The following is a 20,752-nucleotide window of genomic DNA, read 5'->3' on the forward strand; positions in this document are numbered from 1 at the left end:
CGTCAGAGCGCGCGCCGCGCCTCCGCGATCCGCCGCGGATCCCAGCCGGGACGCGGTACCGAGTCCAACAGCAGCCGGGTGTACGGGTGCTGAGGATCCGTCAGCACACTCGCGGTGCTGCCCGACTCGACGACACGGCCGTGCCGCATGACGATCACGTCATCGGTGACGCAGCGCACCACACCCAGGTCGTGGGTGATGAACAGATAGGCGGTCCCGGTCTGTTCGCGGAGGTCGGCGAGCAGGTTGAGGATCTGGGCCTGCACGGACACGTCCAGCGCCGCCACCGCCTCGTCCAGCACCAGCACCGCGGGCCGCACCGCCAGCGCGCGGGCGATGGCGACCCGCTGCCGCTGCCCGCCGGAGAGCTGGCGCGGCAGCGCGGCGGCCTCCCGGGTGCCCAGGCCCACCTGGTCGAGCAGTTCCGCGGTGCGCCGGGCGTGGTCGGTGCCCGGGAAGTGCAGCCGCAGGGTGTCCCGTAGCACCGCGCCCACACTGGTGCGCGGGTCCAGCGAGAGGAAGGGGTCCTGGAAGACCATCTGGATCTCGCGGGCCCGCCGCAGCCGCTGCTCCCGGCCGCGACCGGCGCCGCGTGCCGCCCGGTCCTGCGCGTGCACCCGCACCTGGCCCGAGTCGGCGTGCTCCAGGCCGACCACGATCCGCGCGGTGGTGGTCTTGCCCGAGCCGGACTCGCCGACGATGCCCAGCGATCCGCCCTCGGCGAGCGTGAACGAGACCTCGTCGACGGCTCGTACGCTCCCGTAGGCGCGGCGCAGGCCGACGACCTCCAGGACGGTCCCGCGCGGCGGCCGGTCCCGTGCGACGCCGAGGTCCGTGGCGGATTCCGTGGGCGAGTCCGGGTACGGGTCCGGCGGGGGGCTGGTCATGTCGGCGGCCTCCGTGGCGGGTCTACTCATCGGGTGCACCGCCCGCGACCAGGGCGCTGTGGTGGCAGGCGACACGGTGGCCCGGGTCGCCCGCCACCGGGAGCCGCTCGGGCGGCTCCTCGGCGCAGACCGCTGTCGCGTAACGGCAGCGCGGGGCGAACGGACAGCCGGTCAGGGCCTCGCGCAGGCTCGGCGGCTGCCCGTCGATCGCGGCGAGCCGCCCCCGGGGGGCGTCAAGGCGCGGAGTCGAGTCGAGCAGGGCCGCGGTGTACGGGTGGTGGGGGCGGTGGAACAGGGTGCCGGCCGGGCCGGTCTCGGCGATGCGCCCGGCGTACATCACGTACACCCGGTCGCTGATCGCGGCCGCCAGCCCCAGGTCGTGGGTGACGAACAGCAGACCGGTGCCGAAGCGCCGGCGCAGGTCGCCGAGGAGGGCGACGACCTCGGCCTGGGTGGTGACGTCCAGCGCGGTGGTGGGTTCGTCGGCCAGGATCAGGGTGGGATCGCCGGTCAACGCGGCCGCGATCATGACGCGTTGCAGCATGCCGCCGGAGAGTTGGCCGGGGTACTGGCGCAGCACGGCCGTGGTGAGACCGACGGCTTCGAGCATGACGGTGGCGCGCCGCTCGGCCTCGGCGGCGTCCGTACCGGCGTTCAGCCGCAGGCTCTCGGTGAGGAAGTCCCCGACGCGGCGCAGCGGGTTGATGGCCGCCCGGGGGTCCTGGAAGATCATCGCCGCGGTGTGCGTGCGCAGTTGGCGCAGTGCGGCCGGGGTCATCGCCAGTACGTCCTCGCCCTCGACGAGGACGCTGCCCCGCGTCGTGGCTCCCTTGGGCAGCAGCCGCAGCACACTGCGCGAGGTGAGGGTCTTGCCGGAGCCGGACTCGCCGACCAGGGCCACGGTCTCCCCGGTCGCCACGGTCAGGTCGACACCGGCCAGTACGGGCCGGGCGGTTCCGGGCAGGCTCAGGTGCAGCCCCCGGATGTCCAGGGCGTTCATCGGTCCCTCCTGGCGACCTTGTCGGCCCAGTGCTCGCCGACGACGTTGAAGGCGACGACGGTCAGCACGATCGCGGCGCAGGGCAGGACCGCCGACAGCGGATAGCCGCTCTGGACGGCGCTCTCGCCGTCGAAGACCATCCGGCCCCAGTCGGGCGTCAGCGGCGGGACGCCGAGACCGAGGAAGGACAGGCCCGCCAGGTCGATCAGCGCGTAGCCGAAGTTGACGGTGGACTGGGCCAGCACCACCGGGGCGATGTTGGGGACGACATGGCGCAGGCAGATCTGCAGGCTGGAGTGGCCCTGGACCTGGTAGGCCTCGACATAGGGGCGTTCCCGCTCGGCGAGCACCAGCGAGCGGGTGAGCCTGCTGACGTACGGGAGGTAGGCGATGCCGAGCGCGACGACCAGCGGCGGCAGCCCCTCGCCGTAGATCGCGACGATGAGGATGGCGAGCAGCAGTCCGGGGAACGCGAAGACCAGCTCGGAACCGCGGGAGAGCACGGAGTCCAGCCACCCGCCGCGCCAGCCCGCGGCCGCGCCCACCGCGCCGCCCGCGACGGTGGAGAACAGCACCACGCCCAGCGGTCCGAGCAGCGAGGTGCGGGCGCCGACGACCAGCCGGGAGAGGGTGTCGCGGCCGGAGGCGTCGACGCCGAGGGGGTGGGCGCCGGAGGGCCCGGCCAGCGCGCTGCCCAGGTCGACGGCGTTGGGCGGGTGCGGCACCAGCCACGGGGCGAGCAGCGCGACGAGCACGATCACGGCCACCACGCCGAGGCACAGCAGGTAGAGCGGTGAACTGGTGGTCCTGAACCGGGAGATGCCAGGGCGGCGCCGCAGCGCGGCCGGTGTCGCGGTCGTCATACGGCCGACCCCCCGGCGCCCAGGGTGACCCGGGGGTCGACCAGCGGGTGGAGCAGGTCGACGACCAGGTTCACGGTCATGAAGAGCCCGACGATGATCAGGGAGATGGCCTGGACCACGGGGAAGTCCTTGGTGGTCGTGGACAGGTCGAGCAGTTGCCCGACGCCGTTGACGCTGAAGGCCGACTCCACCAGGACGGTGCAGATCAGCAGGGTGGAGACGATCAGCCCGCCCATCGTCAGCACGGTGCCGAGCGAGTTGCGGAACACATGGCGGCGGATCACCCTGACCTCCGGCACACCGCGGCTGCGGGCGACGGCGACATGCTCGTGGCCCATCGCCTCCAGCATGGAACTGCGGGTGACCCGCGCCAGCATGCCGATCAGGTAGAGGGCGAGCGCGACGGCGGGCAGGGTGAGATGCCAGACCATCTGGACGAATCCACTGCCGCTCCCGCTGCTGGGGAACCAGTGCAGCCGGACGGCGAAGAGGCCCTGGAGCAGTACGGCGGCCACGAAGGACGGTGTGCCGACCGCGAAGGTGGTGGCCACCAGGACGGTGGAGTCGGTGGCGCCGCCGCGCACCGCGCTGATCCAGCCCAGCGCCAGACCGGCGGTGAGAACCAGCACGAGCGCCATGGCGACCAGCAGCAGCGTGCTGGGCAACCGGGCGGCGAGCAGCCCCGAGACGCTGGTGCGGTACTCGATGGACCGCCCGAAGTCGCCGTGCAGCACATCGCCGAGCCAGCGCAAGTACTGCACCACGAAAGGGTCGCCCAGGTGGTACTGGTCGTTGATGGCCTTGATCGCCTCGGGCGAGGCGGAACGGCCGGAGAGCAGGAAGCTCGCCGGGCTGCCGGGCGCGAGATACATCGCACCGAAGATCACGAAGGAGGCGCCCAGCAGCGTCGCCGCCATCTCGGCCAGCCGGCGCGCGGCGAATCTGAGGAAGGTCATCCCGCCGCCCCGACGTCCGCGGCCCACGGGTAGTACAGATAGGAGATGGTGGTGGGGGCGCCGGTGAGCCGCTTGTTGAGGAACACGGACGTGGGCCACTCGGCGGCGGGCATCCACAGCACCTCGTCGGCGGCCGTCTTCTGCAGCTTCGCCTCGATCGCCAGCCGCTCGTCGGGGTCGTACGCGGCGACGGCACGCGCCACCAGCCGGTCGTAGGCGGGGTCGCTGTACCCGGCGTAGTTCTGGAAGCCCGTGGTCGAGAAGTTGGACAGCACGTCCATGGGGTCGCTCAGCGACAGGTAGTACGTCTCGGGGAACATGTCGAGCCCGGCGCGTGCCTTGGGGTCGGAGAACAGCGCCGTGTACGCGTTCGGAGCGATGGTCTTCAGCTTGACGTTCAGGCCGATCTCGGTGCCCGCCGCCTGCACGGCCGTGGCGAGCAGCGACACGTCCTGGCCGATCGGGCTGGTGGCGACGGTCACCGTCCGCCCGGTGGCGCCCGCCTGTTTGATCAACGCCCGGGCCAGCGTCAGGTCCTGACGGGCCGACGGCAGATCGTCGAACGCCGACTTGCGCACGGCGGGCGGCGCCGCATCCCAAGCGGCGCGCGGGGAAACGGAGTTGGTGACCGTACCCACGCCGGACAGTCCCGCCTTGACGAAGCCGGGGCGGTCGAGCGCCATCGACAGGGCGCGGCGTACGCGTACGTCACCGAGGGCGCCCTTGAGGCTGGTGACGTTCACGTTGACCGTCGTCAGGCCCTCGCCGAACCAGAGGGTGCCGACGCCGCTGCCGCGCAGCCGGTTGTAGCTCTCGGTCGGGACGAGGTAGCTGCCGTCGGCCTCACCGCTGAGCAGGGCGTTGGTCAGGGCCGAGGGGTCGGTGAGGAAGTCGAAGCGGACCTTGGCGGACTTGGCGCGCTTGCCCCAGTAGCCGGGGAAGCGGTCCAGGGTAAGGGACTGGCCCTTGGTCCAGGAGCCGAGCCGGTAGGGGCCGGTGCAGTCCAGACTGCCCGAGGTGCCGTAGTTCTTCCCCGCCGCCCGCACTCCCCGCGCGCCGGCGACGACACCCGCCGCGGTGGCCATGTACTGCGGGAACTGCGAGTCGGGCCGCTTGAGCCTGACGGTGACCTGCAGCGGTCCTGACTTCGCCACCGAGGCGACGTTCTGGAAGGACTGCACCCAGTACGAGCCCAGCGCGGGCTCCATCTGGCGCTTGAGGCTGTAGACGACGTCGTCGGCGGTCATCACACCGCCGTCGTGGAACCGCACCCCCGGTCGCAGGTCGAAGACGAAGGTGGTGGGGTTCGGCCGCTCGACCTTCTCGGCCAGGCCCGGCTCCTCCTTCAGTTGCGGCGTCCAGCGCATCAGGCTCTCGCAGACGTTCGACAGGATCATGTTCTGCTCGTAGTCGAACGCGTAGATGTAGTCGAGCGTCGGCGGTTCGGCGTACAGCGCCCAGGTGAAGGAGGCCAGGTCGCCCTTGGCGGCGGGGGTGCCGGCCGAGAGCCGGTAGGCGGGCGCCGAGCCCGACGGGCCCGCGGCGGGCGGCCCCGAGCAGGCGGCGGCCAGGACGAGTGCCGTCGCGGCGGCGGACGCGGCGCCCAGGCCGCGCCGCAGGCGTCCACCGCCTCGGGACGGGGGCAGGGTTCTTGCCATCGGTGCTCTCTCTTCCGTGCTCGGGGGCGCGTGCGGTCAGCGCGCCGGACGGTCCGCCGGCACCTGCTGGGTGATGCAGTGGACGCCGCCGCCGCCGAAGGCGATCACCCGGGCCCGCACGCCGACGACCTTGCGGTCGGGGAAGGCTCCGGCGATGACGGCGAGGGCGTCCCTGTCCGCGTCGACATCCGCGACGGGGACCACGACACCGCCGTTGGCGACGTAGAAGTTGAGGTAGCCGACCTCGGTCGGCCGGCCCGCGACCGTGACGAAGGCGCTCTGCGGGAGGTCGACGATCTCCAGCCGGTCACCCCGCGCGTCGGTCGCGGCCTCCAGTACGGCGCGGTTGGCGCGCATGCGCGCGTGGTCGGGGTGGTCGGGGTCGCTCGGCAGGTGGACGACGACCTTGCCGGGGGCGGTGAAGGCGCAGACACCGTCCACGTGCCCGTCGGTCTCGGTGTCCTCCAGGCCGCCGTAGGGCAGCCAGATCACCTTGGTGACACCGAGGCGGGCCATCAGCTCGGCCTCGATCTCCTCCTTGGACATCCCCGGGTTGCGGTTGGGGTGCAGCAGGCACTGCTCGGTGGTGATCAGCGTGCCCTCGCCGTCGACCGTGATCGAGCCGCCCTCCAGGACCATCGAGGAGGCGATGCGGGGGACGTCCATCCGCTCCAGCAGGGCGGCGGAGATCCGGTCGTCGGCGTCCCAGGGGGAGTGCTTCTCGCCCCAGGAGTTGAAGCGGAAGTCCACGCCCGCGCACCGCCCGTCCTCGTCCGTGACGAAGATCGGCCCCGAGTCGCGGAACCAGGAGTCGTCGATGGGCAGTTCGACGATCTCGACGGACTCACCGCAGGCGGCCCGCGCGCCCTCGCCCTGCCCGGGCAGGGCGACCATGGTCACCGGCTCGAACTGCGCGATCGCGCGGGCCACTTGGGCGTACTCCTGCCGCACCTCGTCCAGGACCCCGCCCCACAGCTCGGGCCGGGCGGGCCAGGCCATCAGGCAGCGCTCGTGCTGCGTCCACTCGGCCGGCATACGGAACGTCATGGCGACTCTTCTCTTCATCTCTGTCATCGCCGCACCTTCTGGCGGTGCGGTGCCCGAATACTCCACCGAACTGAAAGTTCAGTCAATACTCCTCGATCGGCCAATCCTCGCTGCTGTGCAGGGGAGATATCGTGCCTAAGGCTCAGGAATGGGCGGCCTGGGTGGCGTGGAATGCCGCCACCGAGGCCGTTCCAGAGCGGAAACCTGAGAGATCAGTCAGGAATCGCGCCCGGGCGGGTACAGTGACCGCTCATGTCGGACCGTCGAACGGACATCCTCGAAGCCGCCACCCGCGTCATCACCCGCCGCGGGGTGCGCGGGCTGCGCGTGGGCGAACTGGCGGCGGAGGCGGGCGTGTCCACCTCGCTGATCTACTACCACTTCACCGACCGGGCCGGGATCCTGCGCAGGACCCTGGAGTTCATCATCGCGCGCGCGGACCGCTACACCGCGGAGCGCGACCCCGCGGCGGCCCCGCTCGGCCCCCGGGGCGACCTGCGCCAGGCGCTGCTGCTCGAACTCCAGGACACACCCGAGGTGCGCGAGAACAGCACCGCCTGGGGGGAGCTGCGCGCCAGCGCGATCTTCGAGCCCGACCTCCGCGAGGACCTGGCCAAGGCCACGCTCGCCTGGGTGCAGGAGACCGCCGAGCTGATCGGGCGGGCCAGCCCCGGCGGCACCGCTCCCGAGCACGCGGCCGCCGCCGAGCGGCTGACCTCGCTGCTGGAAGGGCTCAGTACCCGCTGGCTCAGCGGGTCCATCCCGCTGGAGCACGCCCGGCGCCTGCTCGGCGACGCCATCGACGCCGAGCTGGGCGCCGCACGGGACAGCGCGGTGCGGGTGGGCGTGGCATGTTGACTGAATTTTCAGTCAATGAGACGCTGGGGCGGCATCGTGCAGCCCTTGCGCCCCACCGCGGCGCGGTCTCCTTCTGCCGCGCCCCTCCCGTTCGGAGCCACCCGTGCCCCCTCCGCTCTCCCGCCGCCACCTCCTGCGGTCCCTGGCCGGTGCCGGTCTCACCGCCCTCGGCGCCTCCGCCTGCGCGTCGAACGACGGCTCGGCCACGGCCGACGACACCACGGGACCGGCCACCTCCTCCCGGCCCGCGTCCGGCGCGGCCACGGGTCGTACTTTCGGCGCGGAGTGGGAGCGCCACGCGCGGACCTTCATGTGCTGGCCCGCCTCGACGGGCATCTGGGACGACCAGCTCCCCGCCGTCCGCGCCGACATCGCCGCGGTGGCCCGGGCCGTCGGCCGGTACGAGCCGGTGGTCCTCTTCGCCCGCCCGGGGCAGGTGGACGCGGCGCAGCAGGCGTGCGGCCAGGAGGTCGAGGTTGTCGCGATGCCCGTGGACGACCTGTGGGCGCGGGACACGCTCCCGGTGTTCGTCCACGACAAGGCCGTCCTCAAGGGCGTCGACTTCAACTTCAACGGCTGGGGCGACAAGCAGAAGGAGCACGGCAACGACTCCCGCCTGGCCGCCGCGGTACTCAGCAAGTACGGCATCCCCCGTATCGCCACTCCCGTCGTCGCCGAGGGCGGCGCCCTGGAGACCGACGGCCAGGGCACCCTGCTGGTCACCGAGAGCTCCGTGGTCAACGACAACCGCAATCCGGGCACGTCCCGGGACCGGATCGAGTCCGAGCTGAAGGCCGCGCTCGGCGTCACCAAGGTCATCTGGCTCGCCGGAGTGCGCGGACAGGACATCACCGACGCGCACGTCGACTGCCTCGCACGCTTCGTCGCACCGGGCGTCGTCCTGCTGGACCAGCCGTTCCCCGGCGCCCCCGAGGACGTCTGGTCGCGCTCCTCCGCGCAGGCCAAGCAGGTGCTCAAGGAAGCCACCGACGCGCACGGCAGGCCGCTGCGGATCGTCGAACTGCCGCAGCCCGACCCGGATCTGATCACCGGTCGCGGCGACGCCTTCGTCTCGTCGTACATCAACTTCTACGTCGCCAACCAGGCCGTCTTCCTGCCCCGGTTCGGTGACGAGGCGGCCGACCGCAAGGCGCAGGAGATCGTCGGCGACCAGTTCCCCGACCGCGACATCGTCCCCCTGAAGATCGACGCCATCGCCGCGGGCGGCGGCGGGATCCACTGCTCGACCCACGACCAGCCCGGCACCCCGGCGTCGTGACGGCGCGCACGCCGCGCCCGGACCGCCCGATCGCCGGGCGGTCCTTCCTGCCCTCCCTACTCCCTGACGAGGCGTTGTGCGACTCTCACCGACCGAGCGGGACCGGCTGCTGATCTTCACAGCGGCCGAACTCGCCCGCGCCCGCCGCGCGCGCGGGCTGCTGCTGAACATCCCCGAGGCGACCGCGCTGATCGCCGACACCGTCTGCGAGGCGGCCCGCGACGGCCTGCGGCTGGCCGAGGCCGTCGACGCCGGGCGGCATGTGCTGTCGGCGGCCGATGTGCTGCCCGGGGTGCCGGACGTGGTGACGACACTGCAGGTGGAAGCGGTGTTCGAGGACGGTACGCGGCTGTGCGTCGTCGACGACCCGTTCCGCGGCGCCGGGTCGCTGGGCCCGCAGGCGCCCGGCGCGGCGCTGCCGGGCGACGGCGTGGAAGCCCAACCCGCCGCCGCCGTCGTGCGGTTGGCGGTGGCCAACACCTCGCCGCTGCCGATCAGCGTCACCTCGCACTTCCACTTCTTCGAGGCCAACCCGCGGCTGGCCTTCGAGCGCGCGGCCGCCTACGGGTTGCGGCTGGCCGTGCCCGCCGGGTCCACGGTCCGCTTCGCACCGGGCGCCACCGTGGAGGTCGAACTGGTCCCCGTCGGCGGCAAGCGGACGGCGATCGGCTTCGCGGGGCTGGTCGACGGGCCCCTGGACGCACCCGGCGCCAAGGAGGCCGCGCTGGAACGCGCCCGCGCCACCGGCTACCTCCTCCACTACCCGCAGGCGGACGTACCGGCGGCCCGCGCACCCCGGGAGGCGGACCAGTGAGCGGCAGCGGATTCGACGCCCGGGGCTGCCACGGCCGCCCCGGCACCACGGCGGAGGCGATCACGCCCCGCGACTACATCGCCGTCCACGGCCCGCGCGCGGGGGACCGGGTGCGGCTGGGCGACACCGGGCTCATCGTGCGCGTCGAGTCGGACTCGCAAGCGTACGGCGACGAGTTCCTGGCCGGATTCGGCAAGACCGCCCGCGACGGCCTGCACCTCAAGGCCGCCGCCGTGCGCGAGACCTGCGACCTGGTGGTCAGCAACGTCCTGGTCATCGACGCGGTGCTGGGCATCCGCAAGACCAGCATCGGCATCCGCGAGGGCCGTATCCACGCCATCGGCCGGGCGGGCAACCCGGACACCCTCGACGGCGTGGACGTGGTGGTCGGCACCGGCACCGCCATCGTCTCCGGCGAGGGGCTGATCGCCACCGCCGGGGCCATCGACACCCATGTCCATCTGCTGTCGCCCCGGATCATGGAGGCGTCGCTGGCCTCCGGGGTCACCACCCTCATCGGCCAGGAGTTCGGCCCCGCCTGGGGAGTGGGCGTCAACTCCCCCTGGGCGCTGCGCCACGCGTTCAACGCCTTCGACGCCTGGCCGGTCAACATCGGCTTCCTCGCCCGCGGTTCGTCCTCCCACGCCGCGCCGCTCGTCGAGGCCCTCGCCGAGGGCGGCGCGTCCGGCTTCAAGGTCCACGAGGACATGGGCGCCCACACCCGCGCCCTGGACACCGCGCTGCGCACCGCGGAGGAGCACGACGTCCAGGTCGCCCTGCACACCGACGGCCTCAACGAGTGCCTGTCGGTCCAGGACACCCTGGCCGTACTGGACGGCCGCACCATCCACGCCTTCCACATCGAGGGCTGCGGTGGCGGCCATGTCCCCAACGTCCTCAAGATGGCCGGCGTCCCGCATGTCATCGGCTCGTCCACCAACCCGACCCTGCCCTTCGGCCGCGACGCGCTCGGCGAGCACTTCGGCATGATCGTCTCGGCGCACGACCTCAAGACCGACCTGCCCGGCGACGCCGCGCTGGCCCGCGACCGTATACGCGCCGGGACCATGGGGGCCGAGGACGTCCTGCACGACCTCGGCATCATCCCCATCACCTCCTCGGACGCCCAGGGGATGGGCCGGGCGGGGGAGACCGTCCGCCGTACGTTCGCCCTGGCCGGGAAGATGAAGGGCGAGCTGGGGCCGCTCGACGGCACCGGGTCCTACGGCGAGCGGGACGGCGGCGACGACAACGAGCGGGTCCTGCGCTACATCGCCAAACTCACCATCAACCCGGCGATCGCGCACGGCCTTTCGCACGAGATCGGCTCCGTCGAGGTGGGCAAGCTCGCCGACCTCGTGCTGTGGCGCCCCGACCATTTCGGCGCCAAACCCCAGATGGTGCTCAAGGCCGGCTTCCCCGCCTACGGCGTCACCGGCGACCCCAACGCCTCCACCGACCGCTGCGAACCCCTGGTCATCGGCCCGCTGTTCGGCGCCCACGGCGCCACCCCCGCCGATCTGTCGGTCGCCTTCGTGGCCCGCGCCGCCCTCGACAACGGCGACGCGATGCCCACCCGGCGCCGCCGCGTCGCCGTGCGCGGCACCCGCGGCATCGGCCCGCGCCACATGCTCCGCAACACCCGTACGGGCAGCATCGACGTCGACCCGGCCAGCGGCATCGTCACCCTCGACGACGAGCCGCTGCACTCGGCCCCCGCCGACACGGTCTCGCTCAGCCGCCTCTACTTCCTCTGACGGCCCGTCAAAGTCACGCGACCGGAAGGAAAACGGCGGGGCGGCGAGGTCTCCACCTCGCCGCCCCGCCGCTCGCCCGCGCTCCCCGTCCGCCTGACGGTCCTACGGTGCGGGCTGCGGCTGGGTGACGCAGTGGATGCCGCCGCCCTGGGTGCCCAGGTTGTCGATGTTGAGCTGCTCGATGGTCCGGCCGGGGAAGAGCCGGGTCAGTACGGCCTTGGCGTTGGCGTCCGCAGTCTTGTCGCCGAACTGGGCTGAGATCACCGCGCCGTTGCACACGTAGTAGTTGGCGTAGGAGTCCACGAAGTCCTGGCTGGTGGCACGGATCTTGTTGTAGTCGGGCGACTGGAGTCTCGTCACCGCGATCGCGGCGCCCTGGGCGGTGGTGGACGTCGAGAGCACGCCGTACTGCTGGTCCTCGTCCTGGGACCAGATGTCCGACGGGTCGGCCGGGTTGGGGGTCTGCACCAGGCCCGCCCCGGCGGACAGGAAGCGCGAGGTCGCGTCGACATGGTCGTTGGTGATGTCCTGGCCGGAGATCCCGGTGAACCAGATCACCTTGGACGCCCCGTACGCGGCGCACATCGCGGCCTCCAACTGGGCCTGTGTCTTCCCCGGGTTGCGGGCCGGGTCGATGATGCTCGACTTCGTCGCCATCAGGGTGCCCACCCCGTCGGCCTCGATCGCGCCGCCCTCACTGACCAGCCCCGCGGCGGTGAAGGGCAGGCCCAGGTAGGCGGCCACCCGGGACGCCACCAGGGCGTCGTTCGCGTGCGTCTGGTGGTTGCCCCAGCCGTTGAAGTTCAGTCCGACCGTGTCGAGTCCGCCCGCGCCGTTCGTACGGAACACCGGTCCCGAGTCGCGCATCCAGCAGTCGTCGACCGGGATGGAACTCACCACCGTCACACCCACCGCGTTGCACGCGCCGCGCGCGGCCGTCGCGCTCCGGGAGTTCGCCAGCACGTACACCGGCTCGTACTTGGCGATCGTGTTGGCGATCAGCGCGATGTTCGCCTGCAGTCCCGACAGCTTGCTCCCGTAGATGGAGGTGCTGTCGGGCCACGCCATCCACGTGCGGGTGTGCGGGACGCTGTCCAGCGGCGCCACGAAGGCACCGGTCCCGCCGGTGGCGGTGGGTGTCGGCGTGGGCGTGCACGGGTCGACGGCGGCGGGGGCCTGCCGGACCGGCTGCGCCGAGCTCACCCCGGTCGTCGCCACCCAAGCGGCGCCGACCGCCGTGGCACCGGCCGCGGTGGCGGCGGCGAGGAACGACCGCCGCCCCCACACCCGCTCCCGCGGCCCGGCGGACGATCCGTCAGTCGCTACGTGGTCGCTCATCAACGGCCTCCGATTCAGCAACCCGTGGACCCTCCAGCGGGTTGCCCGGAAAGCTATAACTGGCCAAGCGCTCGGTCAATACTCCTCACTGAAATTTCAGTCAGGTCGCTGGGCATGGGTCGAAGCGTCGCGCTCGGTGGCGGAGTCACAGGCGGGCGTGGGAGGCGATGTCGGCGGTGAACTGGTCGATCATGGCCGGGGTCACCGTGGGGCGGCAGTGGCTCAGGGCGTCGAGGTAGTCGGCGGTGCCCGCGCCGGCCGGGGCGGTGGCCGGGCCCGCGCCGAGGTCGCGTTCGAAGGCGGACTGGGCTGCCGTACGCGCCACGTGCTCGATGTCGGCCGGGGTCAGGCGGCCGCTCGCGGCGACCAGCGCGTCGAGGTCGACATCGGGCCGCTGCGCGGCGTACCGCGACCAGATGGCCGAGCGGGCCGCCGCGTCCGGGGTGCCGATCGGGATGAGGTAGTCGAACCGGCCCGGCCGCAGGAAGGCCGGGTCGAGCGAGCGGATCGAGTTGGTCGCGCAGACCAGCAGCCGCTCCTCGCCCTCCCGGAACCGCGGGATCAGCTTGAGCAGTTCGTTGGTGACCCCGTGCATCCCCGACTGCGCGGGCACCGACCGTACCGGGGCGATCTCCTCGACCTCGTCGATGAAGACCAGCACCCGCTCCAGCTCCGCCACCCGCGCGAAGGCCGTACGCAGCGCCGCCGCCAGATTGCCCTCGTCGGCCAGCCGGGACGGCAGCAGTTCGACGAACGGCCAGCCGAGCCGGGAGGCCACCGCCCTGGCGAAGGTCGTCTTGCCGGTGCCCGGCGGACCGAACAGCGCGATGGCACGCGGCGGAAGGACACCGTGCCGGGCGGCGCGCTCGGGTGCCGCGAGCGGCAGCACGATACGGCGCTCGATGACGTCCTTCTCCGCCTCCATCCCGGCGACCTCGGCCCACAGGTCGCCGGGCAGCAGCCGCCCGCCCAACTCGTCGAGGGAGGCGGTGGCGGTGGCGGACGCACCCGCGGGCTCCGCCTTCTCGAAGTAGGCGACCGCGGGCCGCCGGGTGTAGCCCGCGTTGCGCAGCCCTTCCCCCAGCAACTCCTCCTCCGGCAGCACGTAGGCGATCCTGCGGACGCGCGCGGCGACGAGCCGGCGTTCCAACTCCCGCAGCAGCGCGCTCGCCAGGCCACGGCCGCGCCACGCGGGGGCGATCGCGATCCGCATGACCCAGGCGCGGTCCCCCGCCACGCAGGCCAGCGCCGCGCCGATCGGCTGCCCCTCGCTGACGGCGACGACGGCCGGCTGCCGGGTGGTGAGCGCGCCGATGCACTCGGCGAGCGAGAACACGGACTCCTGGCCCAGTTCCGCCGTGACGTCGATCAGATGGACCACCGCTGCCAGATCGTCCTCGCGGTAGTCATGGATGAGCCAGTTCACCGGTTGCCGCCTCTCGACCCTGGGGGAGTCCGAAGCTAGGGGCGGCGGGCGAGGCGGCGACAGCTCCACGGCGGACAAGGAGCGGCGGTTCTCCTGACGTTCTGTCCCTGGCGGAGTACGGCTTGCCTTCGAGGGTGCTTCCTCCCGGTGGCCCCGGCTACGCGCTCAGCCGGTGCAGCTCGGCGTCGATGGCCCCCGCCATCAGCTCGCGGGCGTGCGCGACGGGGAGGCTGCCGCTCAGCCAGCGCATGCTCAGCCCCTCCAGCAGCGCGGTGAGCCGCTCGGCGGCGCCGGCGAGCGCCGCCGCCCCGCCCATCGGATGCACCCGGCCGAGCAGCTCGGCGACCTCCTGCACCCAGACCAGCGTGGCCCGGGCCAGCTCCTCGCGCAGGTCCGCGTCGAAGACGGCGCTGGCCCGCAGCTCGCCCCATGCCGTGCTGTTCTCCCGGACCGCGGGGGTGTCCTGCAGTTCGAGCAGCAGCGTCTGCTCCAGCTCACCGCGCGCGTCCAGCACCGGGGCGCCGGGCTCGCGGTCGGTGGTGTAGCGCTCGGCCCGGTCGCTGATGAACTCCAGCGTGGCCTGCAGGATCCCCGCGCGGTGCTTGAAGTGGTAGTAGATCAGCGCGGTGGAGACCCCGGCCTCGGCCGCCAGTTCCTCCACCCGCAGCCCGCGGACGCCGTGCCGGGCGATGACCCGCGCCGCCGCCTCCAGGATCATCCTTCTGCGGTCAGCCACCGGTCCGCGCCCCCTGTACCCCTGGTCCTGTCGATGCGGGTGTGCATCTGGATGCGGGCTCGCATCTGACTGAAATTCTAGTCGGCGCGAGCCCGCACGGGTCGGTCAGGCGTGGGTCCACATCTGGTTGGCGCCCCCGTTGCAGTCCCAGATCACCAGCTGGGTGCCGTCGGTGGCCGAGAACGCGGGGTCGTCGAGGCACCGTCCGGAGGCGGGATTGCGGTAGCCGCCCTGGTACGGCTGCCACTGCTGGTTGCCGCCGCCGTTGCAGTCCCAGATCTCGGCCTTGGCGCCGTTGGCCGTGGCGGCGCCCGTGACGTCCAGGCACTTGCCGAGGGCGCGCAGCGTGCCGTCCCCCGGGGCGGTCCACGCCTGGGCGCCACTGTTGTTGCACGTCCAGATCTGTACGGCGGTGCCGGCGGCGCTGTTGCCGCCGTTGACGTCGAGGCACTTGCCCGCGATGCCGGAACGTACGGGGGTGAGGGCGGGGACGGGCGCCTTGATCCAGCCCGCGGCGTCGGCGGCCTGGACACCGGCGTTGAAGGCGTCGGCCATCTTGCGGTAGCCGCCGTCGTTGGGATGCAGCTGGTCCGACAGGTCGGCGCCGGTCAGGGCGCCCATGTCGACCAGCCGTACATGCCTGCCCGCGGACTGCTCGCTCTGCACGATGCCCGGGAGCGCGTTGTTGAACGCGGGCCGGTTGGGCTCCTCCGTGGGGCTCGTCGACACGATGACGGTGCCGAGGAGCACGGTCGCGTCGGGCGCGTCCGCGGTGATCTTGTCGATCAGCGCGTGGAGGCGGTCGGTGGCGGTGGGGATCTGGTAGTTCTGGTTGAGGTCGTTGGTGCCGATCTCCAGGGTGACGACGTTGGGCCGGTAGGTGGCCAGCACCGAGTCGGCGATACCGGCGATCTGGTCGATACGCCAGCCGGAGTGGCCTTCGTTGTCGGGGTCGGACAGGGTGCCGTTGCGCCCGGTGCCGACGAAGTCCAGCGCGTGGCCCTCGGCGGAGAGGTCGCTGCCCAGGTCGCCGCGGTAGCTGTCGCCGGTGCTGCTGCCGACGCCCCAGGTGATCGAGTCGCCCAGCGGCATCAGCCGCAGGGTGGCGGGTGCGGCGGCCGCCCTGACGGCGGTGGCGGGGGCCGGTCGCGCGGTGGCCGTCGCGGGCAGGGCGAGGCCCGCGCAGAGTGCGGCGGCGACCGCGGCCGTGAGGCGTGCCGTACGAGGGATCATGGTCGGTCCTTCGGGTGGGGGGATACGGGGGGATACGGGTGGGAGGACAGTGGGAGGACGTACACCCGCGGCGGACGGGCGCGCCGCCGCGGGCGGCCTCGTTCAGGACGCGGCGGGGAGGTTCCACCGCTGGTTGGCGCCGCCGTTGCAGTCCCAGATCTCCAGGGCGGTCCCGTTGGCCGTGTTGAGTGCGGGGATGTCGAGGCAGCGGCCCGAGGCCGGATTGACCAGGGTGCCGTTGCTGACGGTCCACTGCTGGTTGGACCCGCCGTGGCAGGTCCACAGATCCACCGCGGAGCCGTTCGCGGTGGCGTTGCCGACGACGTCCAGGCACAGGCCGTTGACGGTGACCGCGCTGTTGCCGATGGTCCACTGCTGGGCGGACGAGGTGTTGCAGTCCCAGATGTCGACGACGGCGCCCGCCGTGGTGGAGTCGGTGTAGTCGTCCAGGCACTTCGCGGTGTTCAGCGCGGAGGTGATCTGCCCGGTCGCGGTGCCGCCCCCGCCGCCCGAGCCCGGGGTGATCGACAGGTTGTCGAACTGGTCGGTGCGGTAGCCCTGGATGCCCAGCCCCGCCTGCCCGGACTGGAACGAGGTGTCGGTGACCGAGCCGACCTGCCTGCCGTCGACCGTGGCGCTGATGGCGGAGCCCTGGAAGGTGAGGGCGAGGCGGTGCCAGGCGCCGGTGCCCAGTGCGGTGGTGGTGCCGGTGGCCAGCGTGTGGTTGGAGCCGTCGGTGTACATCTTCTCGATCCACCACTGGCCGGTGTCGCGGATACGGAAGTAGTAGGCGTTCATGTGCGACTGGGGGCGCAGCTGGGTGTTGGCACGGCCGAGCAGTTCGGTGGTGCCCGCGCCGCGCAGCAGGACGTCGGAGCTGACGGTGTAGTTGGACCAGGTGGTGTCGCCGGTCAGGGCGTAGGAGTCGGAGTCGTCCTGCCACTCGATCGGCTTGACCGGCGCCATCTGCTGGACGCAGTTGCCGGAGCGGCCGGTGCACGGCTGGACCTCGAAGGACCCCTGCATGTCGGACAGATAGGTCGCCTCGCTGCCGATGGCATCGTTGTCATATGTGTCGCTGTAAGGCAGTGCGAGGGTGTGAGCGGCCGGTGCGGTCGCCGTGCCCTTGCCCTGACCGGTGGTGGTGGTCACGGTGTAGACGTAACCGGGCTGCAGCGTCAGGGAGTACGAGCCGCCCGACGGTGTGATGTCCTGCGTGTGCACGAAGGACGTGGCGGCGCTCGGGTTGTTCACCTCGGTCGCCCAGACGTGGACGGGTCCGGTGGACAGTCCGCCCTGGACATGGACGTCGACCGTCTGGGACGCGCCGGCCGTCGTGGTCTCCAGGACGGTGGAGTAGTCCGTGCCGTTCGGCGACTTCAGGCTCACGTAGGTGCCGTTGGACTCGGCTCCGCCGAGGTAGCCGGAGGCGGAGTCGATGAACTTCCAGCCGGGCTGGGTGAATTGGGTGACCTGCGCGGTGGCCCAGGTGCTGGCGCCGATGGTGTAGTTGCCCGACCACGGCGAGCCCGCGGTGGCCAGGCCCACCGTGGAGTACGGCAGGTTCGGGTAGATCGCGGCGAGCAGTGGCCAGTTGAGGTAGGCGGTCATCTTCGCGTCGACGTAGCCGCGGGTGATCGCGCGGATCAGCGCGGGGGCCCCGGTGTTCATGTCCTGGGAGCCGTTCTCGCTGTCCCACAGCGGCTTGCCGAGGTCGCGTCCGGTCTGGGTGCTCTGGCAGGACGTGGCGTCGCCGCCGTCACCGCCGTTGCAGGAGTAGTGCACACCGACGACGGACACCGCGTTGTCGAAGGCGGCGTTCTTCGCCATGTCGTCCGCGACGCTCCAGCCCGAGTCGTCGCCGACGAGCTGCACGCCGCCGTATCCGGCGCTGTCGAGTGCCGAGCGCAGCTGGATGTACCAGTTGGCGTCGTGGCCGCGTTCGTTCCAGCCGCCGAGGTAGCTGATCGTCAGGCCGTGCTGCTTGGCGCAACCGAGCCAGGAGATGAGGTAGTTGACGGTGTCGGTGGACCAGAAGCCGCCGTTGATCCAGCCGGGCGCGGCCCAGGCGAGACCGTAGAGCTTGAGTGCGGGGTTGCGGGCCTTGGCCTGCTCGGCGAGCCAGAACTCGTAGCCCGCGTCGCAGTTGATCTGGCCCCTGCTGTGCTCGATGGAGGGTTCCGAGCCGTCGGTGGAGTTGGCGTCACCGCCAATCTCCAGCTTGAGCAGTTGCAGGTCGGCGCCGTAGCCGGGCTTGAACAGGTAGTCCAGGATCTGCGACTGCTGGGCGGCCGGATAGTCGCGCAGCAGGCGGGAGTTGCCCCCGCCGCCGCTGATCGCGCCGATGCCGTCGTACGTCCGGCCGCTCTGTGTGCCGTCGATCGTGACGGATGTGGTGGCGGCCCGCGCCGGAGCCGCCGCGACCGCGAGCAGCGCGGCCAGGAGGGCCAGAATCCATAAGGGGGTCAGTCGTGCCGTGCGACGCATGGGTCGCCCTTCGCCGTGGGGGGTGTGGCGGCCGGGGCGCCCGGGATCGTTCGACTCTGTGGAACGCCCGCATACCGCTGGGAAGTTGGAGCACAGTGTGTGGTCGTGTTTCTTTTGGGGTCAACCCCTCACGACAAAAATGCCCGGAAACGATCAGAAGCGATCATGAGATGGGGTGAGGCCCGCGCTCCGGTGGTGCGGGTCCGCGCGGGAAGGCGATCTGGATGTTGGATTATTTTGCATCTTGTCGATTGTCTTGACGGTGTTACGCACAGAGCATCACCATGCGACGCGAGTGTTGCGGGTGCCGACCGGCCCCGCCCCCCCACGGCACCGCGAGGAGTCGCATCACCATGACATCCCCCCTGCGGACACGTCCGCACGCCACGCGCACCCGAGGGCGCGGCAGAAGGTGGCTGGGCCTGCTGGGCGCGGCCACCCTTCTCGGCTCGTTCCTCTACGGCGCCGACGCGGCCACCACCGGATCCGCCGCCCACGCCGAGGGCAACGGGGCCGCCCTCACGCCGCAGTCCGGCTGGAGCAGTTGGAGCTTCATCCGCAAGAACCCGACCGAGGCCAACATCGAGGCTCAGGCGGCCGCGATGGCCTCGACGGGCCTGGTCGGCCATGGGTTCAGCTACATCAACATCGACGACTTCTACTACCTCAACCCGGGAAGCAACGTCGACTCCGCCGGGCGCTGGGTGGTGGACACCGGCAGGTTCCCGCACGGCATGAAGGCCGTCGCGGACTACGTGCACGGCAAGGGCGAGAAGTTCGGGATGTACCTGACGCCGGGCATCCCGGTGGCCGCGTACAACCAGAACACGCCCATCCAGGGCACCTCGTACCACGCCCGCGACATCGTCTCCGACACCACGCACTACGAGAAGAACTACAACTTCGGCAACGGCGCGATGTACTTCATCGACTACGCCAAGAACCCCGCCGCGGCCCAGGCGTACCTCAACTCGTGGGCCGACCTGCTTGCCTCCTACGGCGCGGACTACCTGAAGATGGACGGCGTCGGCACCAGCGACATGGCGGACGTGCAGCACTGGTCGCAGGCGCTGCAGCAGTCGGGCCGCACCATCCACTTCCAGCTGTCCAACTCCCTCGACGTCAACCAGGGCAAGACCTGGCGCGACAACTCCAACGGCTGGCGCGTCGACGGGGACGTGGAGTGCTACTGCAGCACCCTGACCAACTGGAACAACGTCTCGCAGCGCTTCGACGACCTCCCCGCCTGGGTCCGATACGACGGCCCGGGCGGCTGGGGCGACCCCGACTCCATCGAGGTCGGCAACGGCTCCAGCAACGGGCTGACGGTGGACGAGCGCCGCACCCAGCTCACCCTGTGGTCCATCTCGGCCGCCCCGCTCATCCTGGGCACCGACATGACCCACATGGACTCCACCGACCTGTCCCTGCTCACCAACGACGAGGTGCTCGCCGTCGACCGGGCGGGCCGCCCCGCCCACCCCGTCAAGCAGGGCGCCCAGCAGCAGACCTGGTGGGCCTACAACGGCGACGGCACCTACACCGTCGGCCTGTTCAACCTGGCCGGCTCCACCGCCGATGTCACCGCCACCTGGTCCGATCTCGGCTTCACGGGCAGCGCCGCGGTCCGCGATGTCTGGAGCCGCACCGACCTGGGCACGTCCAGCGGATCCTTCACCGCCTCGCTGCCCAGCCACGGCTCCCGCCTGCTGAAGGTCACCCCCGCGGCCGGGCACGGCACCATCGGCGTACCGATGGTCAGCAAGCTCTCCAGCCGCTGCGTCGACACCCCGCAGGGCACCACGTACAACACGGTGCAGCTGGCCGTGTGGGACTGCAACGGCGCGCCCAACCAACGCGTCGTCTACAGCGCCTCGGCCAAGACCCTGGTCATTGAGGGCAAGTGCTTCGACGCCTACGACAACCGGACCGCCGCCGGGACACCCGTCGAGATCTACGACTGCAACGGCGGCACGAACCAGCAGTGGACCAAGAACGCCGACGGCACCTTCACCGGTGTCCAGTCGGGACTCTGCCTCGATGTCACCGGCGCCACCAACCCCAACGGCGCGGGTCTCGAGCTGTGGACCTGCAACGGCGGCGGCAACCAGCAGTGGTCCCTCGGCTGAGCCGAGCGCGTCCGACTGACGCACGCGGCCCCCAACAGGCGCTCCTCGTCCGCCTGTTGGGGGTGTTGTGGTGTGCGGTGCGCGCGCCGGGGGTGGGTCTCAGTGCTTCCAGGTCGACACGTTGGACCACTCCGCGTCCGAGTAGTTGCCCCAGCTGAGGTCCATCGCGTGGGCGATCCGCCCCAGGACGCCGTCCGGGCCGAAGAGGCCGTTGGCCGCCGATACCAGCGTCCCCACCGTCCTCGATCGGGGACACCCCCACCTAGGGCGGGTCCTGGCGAGCC

Annotated in this window: 17 protein-coding genes; 5 read left to right on the forward strand and 12 right to left on the reverse strand. The window is 71.6% G+C overall.

What is annotated here, in order from left to right; translation table 11 throughout:
- Positions 1 to 2: 2 nt before the first annotated feature.
- From AB0M29_RS13915 to AB0M29_RS13940, 6 genes are read right to left on the reverse strand one after another with little or no spacing between them, the layout of a single operon-like run.
- Positions 3 to 887, reverse strand: coding sequence for an ABC transporter ATP-binding protein (locus AB0M29_RS13915; RefSeq protein WP_365382470.1), 885 nt, complete (start codon positions 885 to 887; stop codon positions 3 to 5).
- Positions 888 to 909: 22 nt separating this feature from the next.
- Entirely contained in the window at positions 910 to 1,887 is a 978-nt protein-coding gene (locus AB0M29_RS13920; RefSeq protein ID WP_365382471.1) for an ABC transporter ATP-binding protein, read from the reverse strand.
- On the reverse strand, positions 1,884 to 2,750 hold the full coding sequence (locus tag AB0M29_RS13925) for an ABC transporter permease (RefSeq protein WP_365382472.1): 867 nt from the start codon (positions 2,748 to 2,750) through the stop codon (positions 1,884 to 1,886). The genes AB0M29_RS13920 and AB0M29_RS13925 overlap by 4 nt, the downstream gene beginning before the upstream one ends.
- On the reverse strand, positions 2,747 to 3,706 hold the full coding sequence (locus AB0M29_RS13930; protein ID WP_365382473.1) for an ABC transporter permease: 960 nt from the start codon (positions 3,704 to 3,706) through the stop codon (positions 2,747 to 2,749). The genes AB0M29_RS13925 and AB0M29_RS13930 overlap by 4 nt, the downstream gene beginning before the upstream one ends.
- The gene (locus AB0M29_RS13935; protein WP_365382474.1) at positions 3,703 to 5,364 is read right to left on the reverse strand and encodes an ABC transporter substrate-binding protein; all 1,662 of its coding nucleotides are present in this window, start codon (positions 5,362 to 5,364) and stop codon (positions 3,703 to 3,705) included. The genes AB0M29_RS13930 and AB0M29_RS13935 overlap by 4 nt, the downstream gene beginning before the upstream one ends.
- Positions 5,365 to 5,400: 36 nt before the next feature.
- A complete protein-coding gene (locus AB0M29_RS13940) occupies positions 5,401 to 6,411 on the reverse strand; it encodes an agmatine deiminase family protein (protein ID WP_365382475.1) in 1,011 nt (336 codons plus the stop codon).
- Positions 6,412 to 6,663: 252 nt separating this feature from the next.
- Here AB0M29_RS13940 and AB0M29_RS13945 point away from each other — a divergent pair, with 252 nt between their 5' ends.
- From AB0M29_RS13945 to AB0M29_RS13960, 4 genes are all read left to right on the forward strand, one after another.
- Positions 6,664 to 7,269: a TetR/AcrR family transcriptional regulator gene (locus tag AB0M29_RS13945; protein ID WP_365382476.1), complete on the forward strand. Its 606-nt coding sequence runs from the start codon at positions 6,664 to 6,666 to the stop codon at positions 7,267 to 7,269.
- A gap of 103 nt (positions 7,270 to 7,372) precedes the next feature.
- A complete protein-coding gene (locus tag AB0M29_RS13950; RefSeq protein WP_365382477.1) occupies positions 7,373 to 8,548 on the forward strand; it encodes an agmatine deiminase family protein in 1,176 nt (391 codons plus the stop codon).
- Positions 8,549 to 8,624: 76 nt separating this feature from the next.
- Positions 8,625 to 9,362 carry an urease subunit gamma gene (gene ureA / locus AB0M29_RS13955; RefSeq protein ID WP_365382478.1) on the forward strand — a complete coding sequence of 246 codons (738 nt, stop codon included), beginning with the start codon at positions 8,625 to 8,627 and terminating at the stop codon, positions 9,360 to 9,362.
- A gap of 59 nt (positions 9,363 to 9,421) precedes the next feature.
- Entirely contained in the window at positions 9,422 to 11,119 is a 1,698-nt protein-coding gene (locus AB0M29_RS13960; protein WP_365382530.1) for an urease subunit alpha, read from the forward strand.
- A gap of 102 nt (positions 11,120 to 11,221) precedes the next feature.
- Here AB0M29_RS13960 and AB0M29_RS13965 read toward each other — a convergent pair whose 3' ends face one another.
- From AB0M29_RS13965 to AB0M29_RS13985, 5 genes are all read right to left on the reverse strand, one after another.
- Entirely contained in the window at positions 11,222 to 12,457 is a 1,236-nt protein-coding gene (locus AB0M29_RS13965; RefSeq protein ID WP_365382479.1) for an agmatine deiminase family protein, read from the reverse strand.
- A 145-nt stretch (positions 12,458 to 12,602) separates the two neighbouring features.
- Positions 12,603 to 13,883 carry a bifunctional GNAT family N-acetyltransferase/ATP-binding protein gene (locus AB0M29_RS13970; protein WP_365382480.1) on the reverse strand — a complete coding sequence of 427 codons (1,281 nt, stop codon included), beginning with the start codon at positions 13,881 to 13,883 and terminating at the stop codon, positions 12,603 to 12,605.
- Positions 13,884 to 14,040: 157 nt separating this feature from the next.
- Entirely contained in the window at positions 14,041 to 14,601 is a 561-nt protein-coding gene (locus AB0M29_RS13975; protein WP_365382531.1) for a helix-turn-helix domain-containing protein, read from the reverse strand.
- A 123-nt stretch (positions 14,602 to 14,724) separates the two neighbouring features.
- A complete protein-coding gene (locus AB0M29_RS13980; RefSeq protein WP_365382481.1) occupies positions 14,725 to 15,852 on the reverse strand; it encodes a ricin-type beta-trefoil lectin domain protein in 1,128 nt (375 codons plus the stop codon).
- A 102-nt stretch (positions 15,853 to 15,954) separates the two neighbouring features.
- Entirely contained in the window at positions 15,955 to 18,339 is a 2,385-nt protein-coding gene (locus tag AB0M29_RS13985) for an RICIN domain-containing protein (RefSeq protein ID WP_365382482.1), read from the reverse strand.
- 353 nt (positions 18,340 to 18,692) lie between these two features.
- Between AB0M29_RS13985 and AB0M29_RS13990 the strand changes: the two genes are divergently transcribed.
- On the forward strand, positions 18,693 to 20,468 hold the full coding sequence (locus AB0M29_RS13990; protein ID WP_365382483.1) for a ricin-type beta-trefoil lectin domain protein: 1,776 nt from the start codon (positions 18,693 to 18,695) through the stop codon (positions 20,466 to 20,468).
- A gap of 99 nt (positions 20,469 to 20,567) precedes the next feature.
- Here AB0M29_RS13990 and AB0M29_RS13995 read toward each other — a convergent pair whose 3' ends face one another.
- Positions 20,568 to 20,705, reverse strand: coding sequence for a hypothetical protein (locus AB0M29_RS13995; protein ID WP_365382484.1), 138 nt, complete (start codon positions 20,703 to 20,705; stop codon positions 20,568 to 20,570).
- Positions 20,706 to 20,752 lie beyond the last annotated feature (47 nt).

This window comes from Streptomyces sp. NPDC051976 (assembly GCF_040680795.1).
Lineage (GTDB): Bacteria > Actinomycetota > Actinomycetes > Streptomycetales > Streptomycetaceae > Actinacidiphila.

What these genes read in the sequence shown, in the direction of transcription:
- AB0M29_RS13915 (WP_365382470.1), bottom strand. Translation starts at nt 887, where the DNA reads ATGACCAGCCCCCCGCCGGACCCGTACCCGGACTCGCCCACGGAATCC.
- AB0M29_RS13920 (WP_365382471.1), bottom strand. Translation starts at nt 1,887, where the DNA reads ATGAACGCCCTGGACATCCGGGGGCTGCACCTGAGCCTGCCCGGAACC.
- AB0M29_RS13925 (WP_365382472.1), bottom strand. Translation starts at nt 2,750, where the DNA reads ATGACGACCGCGACACCGGCCGCGCTGCGGCGCCGCCCTGGCATCTCC.
- AB0M29_RS13930 (WP_365382473.1), bottom strand. Translation starts at nt 3,706, where the DNA reads ATGACCTTCCTCAGATTCGCCGCGCGCCGGCTGGCCGAGATGGCGGCG.
- AB0M29_RS13935 (WP_365382474.1), bottom strand. Translation starts at nt 5,364, where the DNA reads ATGGCAAGAACCCTGCCCCCGTCCCGAGGCGGTGGACGCCTGCGGCGC.
- AB0M29_RS13940 (WP_365382475.1), bottom strand. Translation starts at nt 6,411, where the DNA reads ATGACGTTCCGTATGCCGGCCGAGTGGACGCAGCACGAGCGCTGCCTG.
- AB0M29_RS13945 (WP_365382476.1), top strand. Translation starts at nt 6,664, where the DNA reads ATGTCGGACCGTCGAACGGACATCCTCGAAGCCGCCACCCGCGTCATC.
- AB0M29_RS13965 (WP_365382479.1), bottom strand. Translation starts at nt 12,457, where the DNA reads ATGAGCGACCACGTAGCGACTGACGGATCGTCCGCCGGGCCGCGGGAG.
- AB0M29_RS13975 (WP_365382531.1), bottom strand. Translation starts at nt 14,601, where the DNA reads ATGATCCTGGAGGCGGCGGCGCGGGTCATCGCCCGGCACGGCGTCCGC.
- AB0M29_RS13980 (WP_365382481.1), bottom strand. Translation starts at nt 15,852, where the DNA reads ATGATCCCTCGTACGGCACGCCTCACGGCCGCGGTCGCCGCCGCACTC.
- AB0M29_RS13985 (WP_365382482.1), bottom strand. Translation starts at nt 18,339, where the DNA reads ATGCGTCGCACGGCACGACTGACCCCCTTATGGATTCTGGCCCTCCTG.
- AB0M29_RS13990 (WP_365382483.1), top strand. Translation starts at nt 18,693, where the DNA reads ATGACATCCCCCCTGCGGACACGTCCGCACGCCACGCGCACCCGAGGG.